Origin of the sequence: Lysinibacillus sp. NPDC093190, from assembly GCF_050280425.1 — a bacterium.
Classification (GTDB): domain Bacteria; phylum Bacillota; class Bacilli; order Bacillales_A; family Planococcaceae; genus Lysinibacillus.
Genome location: NZ_JBNNVG010000015.1, coordinates 54,670 through 69,032 on the forward strand (window position 1 = coordinate 54,670; position 14,363 = coordinate 69,032).

General features: G+C 37.9%; 15 protein-coding genes. 10 read left to right on the forward strand and 5 right to left on the reverse strand.

What is annotated here, in order from left to right; genetic code table 11:
* Positions 1–42 precede the first annotated feature (42 nt).
* From ACQKOF_RS13265 to ACQKOF_RS13275, 3 genes are all read left to right on the forward strand, one after another.
* Positions 43–702, forward strand: coding sequence for an amino acid ABC transporter permease (locus tag ACQKOF_RS13265; protein WP_370045421.1), 660 nt, complete (start codon positions 43–45; stop codon positions 700–702).
* Positions 695–1,417 carry an amino acid ABC transporter ATP-binding protein gene (locus tag ACQKOF_RS13270; RefSeq protein WP_427557656.1) on the forward strand — a complete coding sequence of 241 codons (723 nt, stop codon included), beginning with the start codon at positions 695–697 and terminating at the stop codon, positions 1,415–1,417. Before ACQKOF_RS13265 ends, ACQKOF_RS13270 begins: the two co-directional genes overlap by 8 nt.
* A 218-nt stretch (positions 1,418–1,635) precedes the next feature.
* Positions 1,636–2,451, forward strand: a complete 816-nt coding sequence (locus ACQKOF_RS13275; RefSeq protein WP_370045425.1) for a metallophosphoesterase — start codon at positions 1,636–1,638, stop codon at positions 2,449–2,451.
* A 13-nt stretch (positions 2,452–2,464) separates the two neighbouring features.
* On the opposite strand, the gene tatC is transcribed toward ACQKOF_RS13275, so the two are convergent.
* From tatC to ACQKOF_RS13300, 5 genes are all read right to left on the reverse strand, one after another.
* Positions 2,465–3,310, reverse strand: a complete 846-nt coding sequence (gene tatC, locus ACQKOF_RS13280) for a twin-arginine translocase subunit TatC (protein ID WP_427557659.1) — start codon at positions 3,308–3,310, stop codon at positions 2,465–2,467.
* 11 nt (positions 3,311–3,321) lie between these two features.
* Entirely contained in the window at positions 3,322–3,525 is a 204-nt protein-coding gene (gene tatA, locus ACQKOF_RS13285; protein ID WP_100546241.1) for a twin-arginine translocase TatA/TatE family subunit, read from the reverse strand.
* Between the two features lie 45 nt (positions 3,526–3,570).
* On the reverse strand, positions 3,571–5,283 hold the full coding sequence (locus ACQKOF_RS13290; protein WP_427557662.1) for a GMC family oxidoreductase: 1,713 nt from the start codon (positions 5,281–5,283) through the stop codon (positions 3,571–3,573).
* A gap of 17 nt (positions 5,284–5,300) precedes the next feature.
* Entirely contained in the window at positions 5,301–6,047 is a 747-nt protein-coding gene (locus tag ACQKOF_RS13295; protein ID WP_427557665.1) for a gluconate 2-dehydrogenase subunit 3 family protein, read from the reverse strand.
* Between the two features lie 234 nt (positions 6,048–6,281).
* Positions 6,282–7,424, reverse strand: a complete 1,143-nt coding sequence (locus tag ACQKOF_RS13300; RefSeq protein ID WP_427557668.1) for an alanyl-tRNA editing protein — start codon at positions 7,422–7,424, stop codon at positions 6,282–6,284.
* A 168-nt stretch (positions 7,425–7,592) separates the two neighbouring features.
* On the opposite strand from ACQKOF_RS13300, the gene ACQKOF_RS13305 reads away from it, so the two are divergent.
* The 7 genes from ACQKOF_RS13305 to ACQKOF_RS13335 all read left to right on the forward strand — a co-directional run bounded on the left by ACQKOF_RS13305 (position 7,593) and on the right by ACQKOF_RS13335 (position 14,359).
* Positions 7,593–7,880: a DUF6509 family protein gene (locus tag ACQKOF_RS13305; RefSeq protein WP_370045435.1), complete on the forward strand. Its 288-nt coding sequence runs from the start codon at positions 7,593–7,595 to the stop codon at positions 7,878–7,880.
* A 261-nt stretch (positions 7,881–8,141) separates the two neighbouring features.
* The gene (locus ACQKOF_RS13310) at positions 8,142–9,287 is read left to right on the forward strand and encodes a VanZ family protein (protein ID WP_427557671.1); all 1,146 of its coding nucleotides are present in this window, start codon (positions 8,142–8,144) and stop codon (positions 9,285–9,287) included.
* 13 nt (positions 9,288–9,300) lie between these two features.
* Entirely contained in the window at positions 9,301–10,635 is a 1,335-nt protein-coding gene (locus tag ACQKOF_RS13315) for an FAD-dependent oxidoreductase (RefSeq protein WP_427557673.1), read from the forward strand.
* Between the two features lie 17 nt (positions 10,636–10,652).
* The gene (locus ACQKOF_RS13320; RefSeq protein ID WP_427557675.1) at positions 10,653–11,126 is read left to right on the forward strand and encodes a glutathione peroxidase; all 474 of its coding nucleotides are present in this window, start codon (positions 10,653–10,655) and stop codon (positions 11,124–11,126) included.
* A 246-nt stretch (positions 11,127–11,372) separates the two neighbouring features.
* Positions 11,373–12,140 carry an ABC transporter ATP-binding protein gene (locus ACQKOF_RS13325; protein WP_323650654.1) on the forward strand — a complete coding sequence of 256 codons (768 nt, stop codon included), beginning with the start codon at positions 11,373–11,375 and terminating at the stop codon, positions 12,138–12,140.
* A complete protein-coding gene (locus tag ACQKOF_RS13330) occupies positions 12,127–13,995 on the forward strand; it encodes an FtsX-like permease family protein (protein ID WP_427557678.1) in 1,869 nt (622 codons plus the stop codon). Before ACQKOF_RS13325 ends, ACQKOF_RS13330 begins: the two co-directional genes overlap by 14 nt.
* A gap of 1 nt (position 13,996) precedes the next feature.
* Positions 13,997–14,359 carry a YxeA family protein gene (locus ACQKOF_RS13335; RefSeq protein ID WP_427557681.1) on the forward strand — a complete coding sequence of 121 codons (363 nt, stop codon included), beginning with the start codon at positions 13,997–13,999 and terminating at the stop codon, positions 14,357–14,359.
* Positions 14,360–14,363 lie beyond the last annotated feature (4 nt).

Below are 14,363 nucleotides of genomic sequence, written 5' to 3' on the forward strand. Positions count from 1 at the left end.
GCTTACGTTTCCTTAAAAGAGAACAAGAAAGGAGGGGACGCTGTGAATTTAGATTTTACAGCTATCATTCCCTCTATTCCTTATATATTAAAAGGGATAGGCGTTACACTTCAAATTGCATTAGGTGCATCAATCATCGGTTTTATAGTTGGTATATTACTAGCATTATGCAAAATCGGTAAAGTGAATGTTTTGCGTTGGTTTGCAGATTTTTATACATCGATTTTCCGTGGCACACCGCTCGTATTACAATTAATGATTATTTACTATGCGGTGCCACAGTTATTAGATATTCAAATTGACCCAGTTCCAACGGCTATTATTGCATTCGGGTTAAACTCAGGTGCTTATATTTCTGAAATCATTCGCGCTGGTATTAATGCGGTTGATAAAGGGCAAATGGAAGCGGCACAAGCGCTAGGTATTCCATATGCAAAAATGATGAAAGATATTATTATCCCACAAGCCGTAAAAAATATATTACCATCTTTAGTGAATGAGTTTATTACATTAAATAAAGAAACAGCTGTTGTCACAGTTATTAGTGCACTTGATATTATGCGCCGTGCTTACATTGTAGGTGGTTCAACATATCGCTATCTTGAGCCTTTACTATTTGCGGGTGTGATCTACTACATTATGACGCTTGTATTAACGTTCCTTGGTAAACGAATTGAGAAAGGAATGAGAAAAAGTGATTAAAATTGAAGATTTACACAAATCATTTGGACAAAACGAAGTACTGAAGGGTATTTCAACAGAAATTAAAGAAAAAGAAGTAATTGCTATTATTGGACCATCAGGATCTGGTAAATCAACATTCCTGCGCTGCTTAAATTTATTAGAAGAGCCAACGAGCGGAAAGATTACAATTGCTGGCGACGTTCTAACGGACAAAGGGACAAACATTATGAAGATCCGTGAAGAAGTCGGTATGGTATTTCAGCATTTTCATCTTTTCCCTCATAAAACGGTACTTGAAAATTTAACATACGCACCGATTAATGTAAAAGGAATGGATAAGGCAGCTGCTATCAAAAAGGCTGAAGATTTATTAACGAAGGTGGGCCTATTTGAAAAGCGCAATGAATATCCAAACCGTCTATCAGGAGGGCAGAAGCAACGTGTTGCCATTGCTCGAGCACTTGCAATGGATCCAAAAGTAATTTTATTTGACGAGCCTACCTCAGCTCTTGATCCTGAGATGGTAAAAGAGGTATTGGCTGTTATGAAAAATCTTGCTGATACGGGGATGACGATGTTAATCGTAACGCATGAGATGGGCTTTGCACGTGAAGTGGCTGACCGTATACTATTCCTTGATGGCGGAAAGTTAATTGAGGATGCATCACCAGAAGAGTTTTTCACATCACCATCTACACAGCGCGCGAAAGATTTCTTAGAAAAAGTATTATAAACGGGAAATGCATTTAGACTTTCTGAAAGGAGTGTCTAAATGCGTTTTTTTATTTACTTTAAATGTAACGTTTAGAGTAACTCTTTTTGTGCAATCTAATGATTTTATGTGTATGTGCTTACAATTACTTTGTTTTATGCTTATAATAGGGGGGGCAGATTTTTATCTGCATTCAGTATTGATCTGATGAAAAAGTAGCCTAGGGTGAGCGATTGCGATTGAAAAAATTATTATATGTAGCTTTTTTTGTTGTTTTTATAGTCATTTTTTTGTACGTAAACAATCATTGGCTGGTTGTAAGCAAGCATGAATTCGAGTCAGAAAAAGTGCCCGCCAGCTTTGATGGGCTACGCATTACGCAAATAACAGATTTACAGGATGCTCTCTTTGGCGAACAGCAAGAGAAACTCATTGCAAAGGTGAAGACAACAAATCCTGACCTGATTTTTATTACAGGTGATTTAGTTGATAGTAATCGTTATAATTTGGAGCGAAGCTTGCAGGCTGTTAGAGGATTAGTTAAATTAGCGGATGTCTATTATGTACTAGGAAACCATGAAGTAGCGACGAATAAAGTGAACGTTATTTATGAGGAACTATCATCGTTAGGTGTACATGTATTGTCCAATGAATCGACCATCATTGAGCGCGACGGGGAGCGCTTGGCGATTGTTGGCATAGAAGATCCGTTATCGGGTAGAACAACGAAAGAAATGCTAAAGATAGCAACAAAAAATGTTCCACCCAATGTATTAACGATTTTACTAGCGCATCGACCAGAAGTGTTTAATACGTATGTGGAGTTTGGAATTGATTTAGTATTTGCAGGACATGCACATGGCGGACAAGTTCGAATTCCTGGTATTGGCGGTCTTTTCGCACGAGGACAGGGAATATTCCCAAAATATACGGCAGGCGTTGTTGAGGAAGGAACAACAACTATGGCCGTTAGTCGAGGGTTAGGTAATAGTACAGTACCTATTCGAATTTTTAATCCACCAGAGATTCTTGTCATGGAATTAAAGAAAAAATAAGCACTGCGTTTTGCTACGCAGTGCTTTCAATTTGTTTACGCTCTATACGTTTAACGAGATAGATGCTTATTTCATATAAAATAATCATTGGAAATAAGACGAGTAGCTGACTAATAAAATCAGGTGGTGTAATCAAAGCAGAACCAACGCCCATCCCGATATAAGACCAGCCTCGTATTTTTTTCATGGATTCAGCCGTTAATATACCAATGGACGATAAAAAGAGAGCTACGATTGGTAGTTCAAAGAGTAGTCCGAGTGGTACAGTTGTCATTATTAAAAAATGCATGTATTCATTTGCTGATACCATAATATCAAAATTAGTTGCCCCTATACTTACTAAAAACGAGTAGCTAAGTGGATTCACAATAAAGTAACCGAAAGCTACGCCTAATAAAAAGAGTACAAGCATGACAGGTGCATAAAGACCGAGGAAACGGCTTTCTTCTTCTTTTAAACCTGGCTTAACGAAGCTCCACAAAAAATGAACTAAAAACGGCATAGATAGCCCGAATGCTAGTGTTGTGGAAATCGTCATATAAAATTTGACAACCTCTAAAGGCCCTAAAATAATTAGTGAATGTCCTCGAGTTACATAAGGAAACCAAATATTAATGGTAGAGAATACAATAATAAAAAATAGAATAAATACGATAAGCCCTTTAATAATTTGTTTTCGCAGTTCAGTAAGATGTTCAAGCAATGATGCTATTGGAAAAAGTGGTCCCTCGACTTCCGTATCCTCTTCAATTGTCACTACTGGAACTTCAACAAAAGCCTCTACAGGTGTGAGAGGCTCAGCTTCTTTCTTATCAAGTGGACTTAAATATTTTCTTTTTCCTTCTTCATATGGATCCATAGGACAACCTCCTACGAAGCGTCAGATTTTTTTTCTTCTTTTTTCGCTGAATCATCCTCATCATCGATAAGCCCCTTCGTGGACTTTTTGAACTCCGCAAATGTTTTACCGACTGCACCGCCGATTTCTGGTAATTTTTTCGGACCAAACACGATTAAAACAATTACTAAAATGATGATTAACCCAGGTACACCAATTGCTCCAAGACCTCCCATAGTCTTGCCTCCTTTGAATAAAATGTCTAGCTATAGCGTTTCCTTTTAAACTAATGAACCACCTGATTTGCTATATTTCACGACACCCTCTGCGCAGCGATAGGCTAGTGCCCCTAACGTACCAGTTGGATTATAACCACTATTGTGTGCGAAGTTTCCGGCACTCACAGCAAAAAGATTTTCTACATTCCAATGCTGCAGGTAGTTATTCACAACGCCATCCTCTGGCTTTAAGCTCATAACTGTTCCACCTGTATTATGGGTTGTTTGATACGGTACAATATTGTAATCAGTTATTTCAGCATTTGGGACAACAGTTTTGGCGCCCATTTCTTTCATAATGTCAGCTGCACGGGCTGAAATATATTTATGAAGTGCACGATCCTGATCTGTAAAGTTGTACGTTAACTGCATTAGAGGTAAGCCGTAAGCATCCTTATACGTAGAATCAAGAGACAAATAATTTTCTTTATGTGGCATCGAAGCACCTTGTGCACCAATTCCGAATGAGCGTGTATAGTAATGAATAGATTGTTTTTTAAATTCTGATCCCCATGTTGGTGTATCAGGAGGTGTTGGGTTGGAGCCGATAGGGCGTGCACCTGTTTGTGTTAGAGCTATATTTCCACCGTGAATAAAATCTAAGTCACTATGATCGAAATTATCACCGTTATAGTCATCTATACTCATACCGAGTGAACCTGCACCCATAAATGTGTTATATTGCTCATCAAAGAATCCTGCTGCTCCAGGTAATATTTGATAGCAGTAGTTTCTTCCAAGTGTCCCTTTTCCAGTAGCCGGATCATATCGTTCTCCAATGTTAGAGACCATCAATAGTTTGGCATTATTAAAAACATAACTAGTGAGTACAACAGCGTTTGCTGGTTGAATAAATTCTTCACCAGATATCGTATCGATGTATCGGACACCAGTTATTTTATTGCCTTTCTTTAAGATTTCAACAACATTGGAATTATAGCGTAAGTCAAAATTACCTGTTTTTAATGCAGTAGGAACAACAGTAATCTCTGCAGATGATTTGGCACCATATTCACAGCCGAAGCGCTCACAGAAGCCGCAATATTGACAAGCATTAATCGTTTCACCGTCAGGATTCTTATAAACTTCTGATACGTTTGCAGATGGTACCATGTATGGTGATAATTTTAGTTTTTTTGCAGCTGTTTCAAATTGCGTAAGCATCGGTGTCATTTTCATAGGCCCAGTCGGATAAGGATTTGAACGTTTTCCGCTAAATGGATTTTTATCATCTCCGGAAATACCTGCCGTTTTTTCGAATTTGTCGAAATAGGGCTCAAGTTCATCGTATGTTAATCCCCAGTCCTGTAATAAATAATCTGGTCCAAGCTTTTTCGGACCATAATGTTTGTCTGTTAATGTTTTAATTTGAAAATCATATGGTAAGAAGCGATACGTCATACCGTTCCAGTGTGTACCAGAGCCACCAAGCCCTTCACCAAGTAAAAAGGAACCGAGCTGACGCATAGGCAATGCCTTCATATTGCGATTATTACGGAAGCTTATAGTTTCCTTTGCAAGATTTTGCATTATATCGTAACGAATTGCATAACGATACTCGTCATGGATAGTTAGATAATCTTCTGTGCCACGCTTTTGTCCGCGTTCTAAACCAACGACCTTTAAGCCTGCCTTCGAGCACTCTGCAGCGACAATGCCGCCGGTCCAACCTACCCCGACTGTAACAACGTCTACACCTGGTAATGTTGTTGCCATTTTCTAACCCCCTTATATTAGTGGCTACCTAATGAATTAGGCTCAATTTTTTGGAATTTCGGATCTTCGATTTGAGTAATATATGCCATTTGATGACCAGGAAAGCCTTTCATACGCCAGCCATCCATATTACGATTACCGCCATATATAGGGTCAGAGTAAGCACCTTCTAATGTTGCTGCACGTAATAAAGTAAAGAAGAAAGCAGATGTGACACCACTCATTTGCACGTCACCTTTCTGGAAGGCAGTTAAAATTTCATCCATTTGCTTACTATCAATATCATTAAAGCTCTTTTTATAGCGATTCTGTGCTTCCGACTCTAACTTTTGAACACCTTGTTTAAAAATCTCTGCGCGGGTTAAACGACTCTGATAACCTTGTGTTGGAGCACCCTCACCAAATGGTCCATGCATATATTCTTTAGAATTACTTCCATATTGTCCTGCTAGCTGGTGATCGATAAAGTAAGGCACATCTAAGCCCTTTGCTCCTGGACCTAAATCATCCTCAGGGAAAATACGTTCAGTAGCATTTGCTAAAATATTAAAATCTCGTTGATTCATAAAAAACATTTTAGCTTTTGGCGAGCCAGTCTCTTCAGTAGCAGTTCCATGCTGATCATGCTCTAGCGTGGCAGTTCCTTTACCGGGCATGTTATAGCCTACAAGACCTCCTATTAATCCACCACCGACTAATGTACCTGCTGCAATCCCTGTTGTTTTTAAAAAATCACGACGTGAAACATCCTTTTCCGAACTCATCGAAATCCTCCCCTCAAAATGTATAGAAACTATTCTATTTTTTATAATCAGCAAAAAAAGTAAATTATAATCAGGTATCTATGGAAAAATTTTTAATTTAATCCAAATGGTGAATTGATTTGATGTAATTGAGATAAATTGTGGGGGAATTGTGGATTAATTGTTGATAATATGTGGATAAATGCAGGGTGCTGAGGAATTGATTACGTCAACTGAGCAAATGTCTGTGAACAATCATTGATAGGGAAGATAGTCGCAATAGAACGTGCAGCAAGTGCCGCCGCCTTTTCCATTTACGAGTGGCAGTGCTTTTGCAGCAATGTCTTTCATACTTTTCGCAACCTTTGCGCCACGTGCTGCGACAAACTGAAGCTTGTCTTCATTTTCTGAAACTAGTACTACGATAGCGTCTGCCTGCTCAGCGACAACAGTCCGAGCTAATTTTTGAAGCTCTTGCATAGTACGCTGAGTAAAGGCAGCAGTAATAATACGTTTTTTACTAGAAACTAGCGCTTTTGCTTCATAATTTAGTAGCCCCTCTTTTGCTGCCACAAGTGCTTTTTCTGTATTTTTCTGTGTTGTTAAGACTTTTGTAAGTGCTGTAGATGCTTCAACTTCAGGTACACTTAATTGTCTTGCAACGTCAGCTAGTACTTTCTTTCGCATTGTAAGCTCTGCTAAAACTCTGTGACCGCAGACAAAGGAGACGCGAATATTACCCTTCATTTTTTCTGTGCCAAGGATTTTTATAGCACTTACTTGTCCTGTGGATATCGGATGGGTACCACCACAGCCGTTGTAATCAAAATCAGGAATAATAACAAGTCGAATATCTCCTGTGACGGCTACCTCTTTACGAAGGCTATAGTTTTCAAGTTCTTTTTCTGTAATCCATTTCGTTTCAATTGGGCGATTCTCTAGAATAATTTCATTGGCACGGACTTCCACGGCTTCAAGCTGTTCTTCTGTTAGGGCATCCATGGCAATATCAATCGTGACCTGCTCACTACCTAAATGGAAGCTAACAGTTGGTGCATCAAAAAGCTCGACAAAGGCCGCTGTTAAAATATGTTGACCTGCATGCTGCTGCATATGATCGAATCGTCGTTGCCAATTTAATTTACCATGCACTTCGCCAGTTAAAGTGGAAGAGCCGTCTTGAATATAATGACGAATTTCATCATTAATTTTCTCAACATCAATGACCTTGATATCATTTAAAGTACCTGTATCATGAGGTTGTCCGCCTCCTGTTGGATAAAATGCAGTATTAGATAGCACCACGTAGTTACGGCCATCTTTATCAGTTCCACTGTTAATAACTGTTGCTCTAAATTCACGTAGCATAACATCTTGATAATATAGTAGCTCTTTCAAGAAAAAAGCCTCCTTTATGTAGAGTATTCTTAAGAGAACCAGGTCTCTCAATTAGTTCCATTTTATTTTGGCATAATTACTTTCAAGTGTATACGAGTTTTATAGTTGACCCATGCTGAATTTGATTTAATATATAAAAGAACAGGTTAACTTAAAGGAGATAATACAATGGAAATTACACAATTCTCAATGGAAGAAATTTTAGATCCAACAAACATTATTGAAGGTAAGCGTTATGAATTTATTTTAGATGTAGATATTGATGAAGAAGATGAGCTTTATCATGAAGCAGGAATTGAGCTTCGTGTATTAATTGCTGAAAAAGGTGAAGAGCCATTTATTTTAAATTACTTCATCCTAGAAAAAGCTAAAGGTGAGTATTTAGATTTTGCATTAGAGGATGAAGAGCTAGAGGAAATTTTAGCATTCTGCAAAGAGGAAATTGCAAAAGCATAGTATGCTCGTGTGAAAATCCTCCAAACAAAAATTAATATTCTTATTTGGTAAAATTCCGCTTTTCTTTCAGTGGGCAGGCACGAGGCGTTCTCTTGTTTGTCTCCTGGGAGTCTACGCGGAATTTTAACTTTACATCAATATGACTGCCTTATTTTTAAATTAAGGATTATTTAAGATTGGTGAAATATTCGTGTTGTGTTTAAGTGCTAAACTATGTTTAAGATATAAAAAAACGGGAATTTTTAAACGAAGAGGTGTTTTATGTCAGTTTACTCACATTCTATAATGGTAGCTTTTTTAATAACAATTTTCGCATCCTTTGTGCTATTTGTACCTTGGCTTATTTATACGTATCGGAAATATGGCTACTTATCTGTATCCAAAACCATTATTATGTTCTCATTTATTTTTTACTTTTTATCGGCACTATGTTTAGTTTTACTACCTTTCCCGGAAACACGTGATACTTGTTCTCTACAAGCCCCGGATACGATCCATTATAATTTACATCCTTTTCAATTTGTCACTGATATTTTAAAGGATAGTGGGATTGTTCTGACGAATCCATCAACATGGATTTATATCCCAAAGCAGCCTGCTTTTTATCAGGCATTCTATAATTTCTTACTGCTCATGCCTTTTGGCGTATACTTGCGTTATTTTCTTAAAAAAAGAGAGTACTGGAAGCGTGCATTTCTATTTAGCTTTTTGCTAACATTGTTTTATGAGGTAACCCAATACACAGGGATATATGGCATCTTTAATTGTGCGTATCGAATTTTTGATGTGGATGATTTAATGCTTAACAGTGTTGGTGCACTATTAGGGTTCTTTTTAGCCCCTGTTGTGTGGGCGCTATTTCCTTCTCATGAAGAGGTTGCAGCTAAAGCAGCAGAGATGGTAGAAAAAGATATCGTCAAGCCATTATCAATTTTATTGGCACTAGCAATAGATTTATTTAGCGCATATATTATTTTGTTCTACGTTGGTGTTGTAACAGGCTATAGTGGTATGTTCGAATTTTTAGTAAAAATTGCTTTGTATATGTTGTTATTTGGTGTTGTTCCAAGCTTTACAAATGGGGCAACATTAGGGATGAAGGTTATGCGATTTACAATGGTCAGTGAAGACGGCAAAAGTATTGTAAAACAATCTTGGCGCCGTTGTGTTGCTATTCTTGTAGTAGTATGTACTTCGAAGATGATAACAACTTTAGGCCATATTCAATTAGATATGGATTCACCATTTTATGTACTGCAAATTGTCATTACATTGCTAGCCTTTATTGCAAATTTTGTTCTAACGATGGTTATTGCTATTCATGTAATACGCGTCATCGTAAGTGGAGGCAGACGCCGTTTATTTATGGACTATTATGCAGGCTTACTAGCAACGAGAAAAAAATAAGGGGGATTGTTGGATGAAATACGTAATCATCGGAGGAGATGCTGCCGGAATGTCAGCAGCAATGGAAATATATCGAAATGTACCAGGAGCAGAGATTACATCTGTAGAACGTGGATTTATTTATTCATATGGGCAGTGTGGCTTGCCTTATGTTGTAGATGGACGTATTTCATCGACCAAGCGTCTAATAGCAAGAGATGTGGAAACGTTTCGTGATAAGTATCGTATCGATGCCCGTGTTGGTCATGAAGTTAATGGTATTGATGTAGACAAGAAGCTTGTTTTTGGAACACAGTCGTCTGGGGAATCATTTGAAATTCCCTATGATAAGCTACTAATTGCAACAGGCGCAGATCCTATTATGCCGGTGAAGAAGGGGTCGGATTTAACAGGCATACACACTGTGAAAACAATACCTCAGCTCGAGGAATTACTAGCCGATTTAACGCCAGATATAGAAAATGTAACAATTATAGGTGCAGGCTATATTGGGCTAGAGATGGCCGAGACGATACATGCTTGCGGCAAAAAAGTAAGATTGATTCAACGAGGTAGTTATGTTGCAAGAATTCTAGATGAAGAGCTTGCACAACATGTTCATGAGGAAGCAAAAAAGAACGACATCGAGCTTGTGTTAAATACAAAAGTAGAGGCGTTTGAGGGGAATCACCGTGTTGAGCGTGTTATTACGGATAATGGCGCATTTGATACAGATTTAGTCATTATGGCTGCAGGGATTAAACCGAATACCCAATTTTTAGAGGGGACAGGCATAGCACTAGCTAAAAATGGTGCGATCATCGTCAATAGACATTTAGAGACATCTGTTGAAAATATTTATGCTGCGGGAGATTGCGCAATGCAATTTAATATTGTGAAAGAACGCTTAGATTATGTACCTCTTGGAACGACAGCTAATAAGCAAGGCCGTTTAGCGGGACTCAATATGTCGGGCAAGTTTGCGCCATTTCGTGGTATTGTAGGTACTTCGATCTTAAAGTTTTTCAATTTAACGATCGCCACGACAGGTATTAATGAGCGCAAGGCTAAAGAGCTTGGTTTTGAATATGAGGCCTTTAAATTGTCTGCACGCCATATTGCTGGTTATTATCCAGGTGCTCAACGGATGTTTATTAAAATTGTTGTTCGTAAGCGAGATCAACAGCTTTTAGGAGCTCAGATTGTTGGACCTGCGGGTGTTGATAAACGGATCGATGTGTTTGCAACAGCCTTATACAATAAAATGACGTTACCAGATTTACTAGATTTAGATTTAGCCTACGCGCCTCCATTCAATGGTGTTTGGGATCCTCTACAGCAGGTTGCTAGAATAAATGCGCGTTTATAACATAGGGGGTATTAGAAATGAGCATTTACGACATTCAAGTTGCTTTAGAAGATGGTACTGAATATAGCTTAGATCGTTATAAGGGTAAGGCAATGTTAATTGTTAATACGGCTTCCAAATGTGGTTTTACACCGCAGTTTGAAGAATTAGAAGATCTATATAAAAAGTATCAGGATGAAGGCCTTGTAGTTCTTGGCTTCCCATCAAATCAGTTTAAGCAAGAGGTAGCGACTGCTGAGGAAGCGGCGTCACAATGTCGTTTGACATATGGTGTGACGTTCCCGATGCATAAAATGGTGAAGGTCAATGGTAAGGATGCACACCCTATTTTTGAGCATGTGACCTCTCATTCAAAAGGCTTTCTCGGCAACAGTGTAAAGTGGAATTTCACAAAATTCCTTGTGAATCGTAATGGTGAAGTCGTTGGACGCTATGGATCAGCTGATAAGCCAAGTAGCTTTGAGGATGAAATAAAAAAAGTATTAGCATAATAAAGGTAGAGGATTCACGCACAATTTTGTGTGTGAATCTTTTTTTGCTCTTCAGGTAGATGTCGATAAAATTCAGAAGTTGGGTGATAAAAAGCGAAAGTTAATCGATAAAACTCAAAAGTGTTCCGATAAAATTAAAAAACTCCTCGATAAAGTGCCTACGATTTAAGGTTGTTGTAAGCTTGCGACAATTTTGTTGTAAGTTTGGGGTCGTATACTAAAGTCAGAAAGAAGAGGTGAGCGTTTATGACGCCATTATTAAAGGTACAAAATGTAGAAAAAACTTACGGCAAAGGCGCAAATACATTTACAGCGCTATCGAATATATCATTTGAAGTAGAAAAAGGAGAGTTTGTTGGTGTAATGGGGCCATCAGGGGCTGGGAAATCGACGCTACTAAATGTGTTAGCTACAATTGACACACCAACAACTGGTGAAATCATTATTGGAGATACAAACTTAGCGCGCATGAAGGATGCTGAGTTAGCAGATTTTCGTCGCGACAATCTAGGCTTCATCTTCCAAGACTATAACTTACTCGATTCTTTAACAGTTCGTGAAAATATCGTACTGCCTCTTGCGATTGCAAAAGTGCCAACAAAGGCAATTAACGCAAGGGTAGAACGCATAGCTACACTGTTTGGGATAAAAGAGTTGCTAGATAAATACCCATATCAAATTTCAGGTGGGCAAAAACAACGTACAGCATCATCACGTGCATTAGTTACAGAGCCGAAATTAATTTTTGCGGATGAGCCGACTGGTGCTCTTGATTCCAAATCAGCAACAGACTTGCTTGAAAGTTTAAGTGATCTGAATAATTCTCAAGCGTCTACTATTATGATGGTTACGCATGATGCATTCGCAGCAAGCTTCTGCCAGCGTATTCTATTCATTCAGGATGGACAGCTTTCTAAAGAAATTCATCGTGGTACTCAAACAAGAAAGCAATTCTTCCAAGAGATTTTACAGGTGCTTGCTGGCATCGGAGGTGGAGTAAATGACGTTATTTAGTTTAGCGCGTAAAAATATTCAGCGCAATTTGTCGAACTACTTCTTATATATCGCCTCAATGGTCTTTAGTATCGTCATCTACTTTACGTTTGTGACATTGAAATATAATGATGATCTTTCAGCCTTAAAACAATCATCACAGCAAATTAAAGGATTGATGAGTGCATCATCCGTAGTGCTATTATTCTTTATCATCATCTTTATGGCGTATTCCAATTCGTTTTTTATGAAGAAACGGAAAAAGGAAGTAGCACTATACTCGCTACTAGGTGTGCGTAAGCAGAAAATTGGCTTAATGCTCTTTTTTGAGAATTTAGTGATCGGTTTTGTTTCTCTAGTACTAGGAATTGTTCTTGGATTCTTTATGTCACAAGGTTTATTAATGATTTTGGTACGTTTGATGGGCTATGATGTTGTAGGAAGTTTAACATTTTCCACTGAGGCTCTAGTAAATACAGCAGGAATTTTTACGCTACTATTTTTATTTACATCCTTACAGGGCTATCGTGTTATCTATCAATTTAAATTGATTGACCTGTTCCATGCTGAGAAGCAAGGAGAGAAAATTCCACGCGCATCAATTTTAGTAGCTATTCTTGGGACAGCGCTACTTGCATTTGGTTATTATACAGCGTCTTCAGATATCTTTACGAGTAATATTTGGAAATTCTTCACAGTGCTAGGCACTCCATTAATGGTTATAGGTGTGACAATTGCAGGGACATATCTATTATTCCATAGTGTTAGCGTATTTGTATTAACGGCGTTGAAAAAAGCAACCTCTTGGTCATGGAAAGGCTTGAATTTAATTGGTGTATCGCAATTATTGTACCGTATTCGAGCAAATGCTAAATCGCTTTCGATCATCGCTATTTTAAGTGCGACAACGATCACAGCTGGCGGCGGTGTATTCGGAATGTATTATAATGCGGAAGCCAGCGTACGTCATATGCTACCTAATACATTTATGTGGAAGGGTGATGCAGTGAAATTTTCCCAAGAAAACGTTTTGTACAACGAATCGCTTTCTGTGAAAAATTTACGTGTTGATAATGAATTTTCGTTTTTTGAATATACATTATTAAAGGAATCCGACTATAATCGTCTTGCAAAATTGCAGGGTAAAGATGAAGAACTGCACATTGCAAATGGTTCAACCGTTTTACTTGATGCAAGCTTCGATGAACGTTTTTCACATGATTTTACGGGTGAAGTGTTTAAATTGGAGAACGGGGAATCATTTCATGTTGATAAAATGTATACAGAGAGCGTATTAAACTATATTGCAGCTGGTACAGTACTCGTTGTTAATGATAAAGTGTTCACAGCAACAAATGCAGAAAATGTTAAAATGCAAGTAGTTGGTATGGATAATGACTTGAAGCAACAGGCTATTTCAAAGGAAATTTACAATCAACTATCTACTGAACATCAGGAAGGATTTTCAAGTGTTCCGCAAAGTTATGAGAGTAGTATAGCTGCTGTAGGATCACTATTGTTTGTAGGAAGCTTTTTAGGATTAGTATTTTTAGCAGCGACAGGAAGTATTATTTACTTCAAAGTTTTAACAGAGGCAGAGGAAGATCAGTCTAAATATGCGATTTTAAATAAAATCGGTGTTAACAAAAAACAAATATTAAAAACAGTTGCAGGGCAGGTTGCAGTTATCTTTAGTGCACCACTCGTGGTCGGCATCGTCCATAGTGCATTTGCGCTGCTAGCCTTTTCACAGCTATTTAGTATGGATATAACGAAACCAGTAATACTGTGGATGATTGCTTATTCAGCAATTTACGGTATATATTATATCTTTACAGTTCGTTCATTCTATAAAATTATTAGACAGGGGAATTAATATGAAAAAGGTTTTCTTAGGTATAGGAGCATTGTTCTTATTGTTCGTAGCAGGACTTGTTGTTCTGATGACCGTAGATTTTAACCGTTTAAATAAAGAAGCATACTATGTTCATATCACTACTGACGGTGAAGTAGAGGAATTCAAGGCAAGCAACGGCGAAATATGGAAGTCATATTGGTATGAGGTACCTGCCTATGACAAAAATGGTGAAGAGCAAACATTAAAGTTTTCAGCTCAGAAAAATTTACGCCACGATGCATACTTGAAGCTTTATGTAAAAAAAGAAACGGAAGTTACATCATATGATGAAGTAAAATTCCATGAGCTACCTACAAAAGTACAGGAGCTAATGAAGAAATAAGATA

What these genes read in the sequence shown, in the direction of transcription:
- tatC (WP_427557659.1), bottom strand. Translation starts at nt 3,310, where the DNA reads ATGGATCCATATGAAGAAGGAAAAAGAAAATATTTAAGTCCACTTGAT.
- tatA (WP_100546241.1), bottom strand. Translation starts at nt 3,525, where the DNA reads ATGGGAGGTCTTGGAGCAATTGGTGTACCTGGGTTAATCATCATTTTA.
- ACQKOF_RS13290 (WP_427557662.1), bottom strand. Translation starts at nt 5,283, where the DNA reads ATGGCAACAACATTACCAGGTGTAGACGTTGTTACAGTCGGGGTAGGT.
- ACQKOF_RS13295 (WP_427557665.1), bottom strand. Translation starts at nt 6,047, where the DNA reads ATGAGTTCGGAAAAGGATGTTTCACGTCGTGATTTTTTAAAAACAACA.
- ACQKOF_RS13305 (WP_370045435.1), top strand. Translation starts at nt 7,593, where the DNA reads ATGGAAATTACACAATTCTCAATGGAAGAAATTTTAGATCCAACAAAC.
- ACQKOF_RS13310 (WP_427557671.1), top strand. Translation starts at nt 8,142, where the DNA reads ATGTCAGTTTACTCACATTCTATAATGGTAGCTTTTTTAATAACAATT.
- ACQKOF_RS13315 (WP_427557673.1), top strand. Translation starts at nt 9,301, where the DNA reads ATGAAATACGTAATCATCGGAGGAGATGCTGCCGGAATGTCAGCAGCA.
- ACQKOF_RS13320 (WP_427557675.1), top strand. Translation starts at nt 10,653, where the DNA reads ATGAGCATTTACGACATTCAAGTTGCTTTAGAAGATGGTACTGAATAT.
- ACQKOF_RS13325 (WP_323650654.1), top strand. Translation starts at nt 11,373, where the DNA reads ATGACGCCATTATTAAAGGTACAAAATGTAGAAAAAACTTACGGCAAA.
- ACQKOF_RS13330 (WP_427557678.1), top strand. Translation starts at nt 12,127, where the DNA reads ATGACGTTATTTAGTTTAGCGCGTAAAAATATTCAGCGCAATTTGTCG.
- ACQKOF_RS13335 (WP_427557681.1), top strand. Translation starts at nt 13,997, where the DNA reads ATGAAAAAGGTTTTCTTAGGTATAGGAGCATTGTTCTTATTGTTCGTA.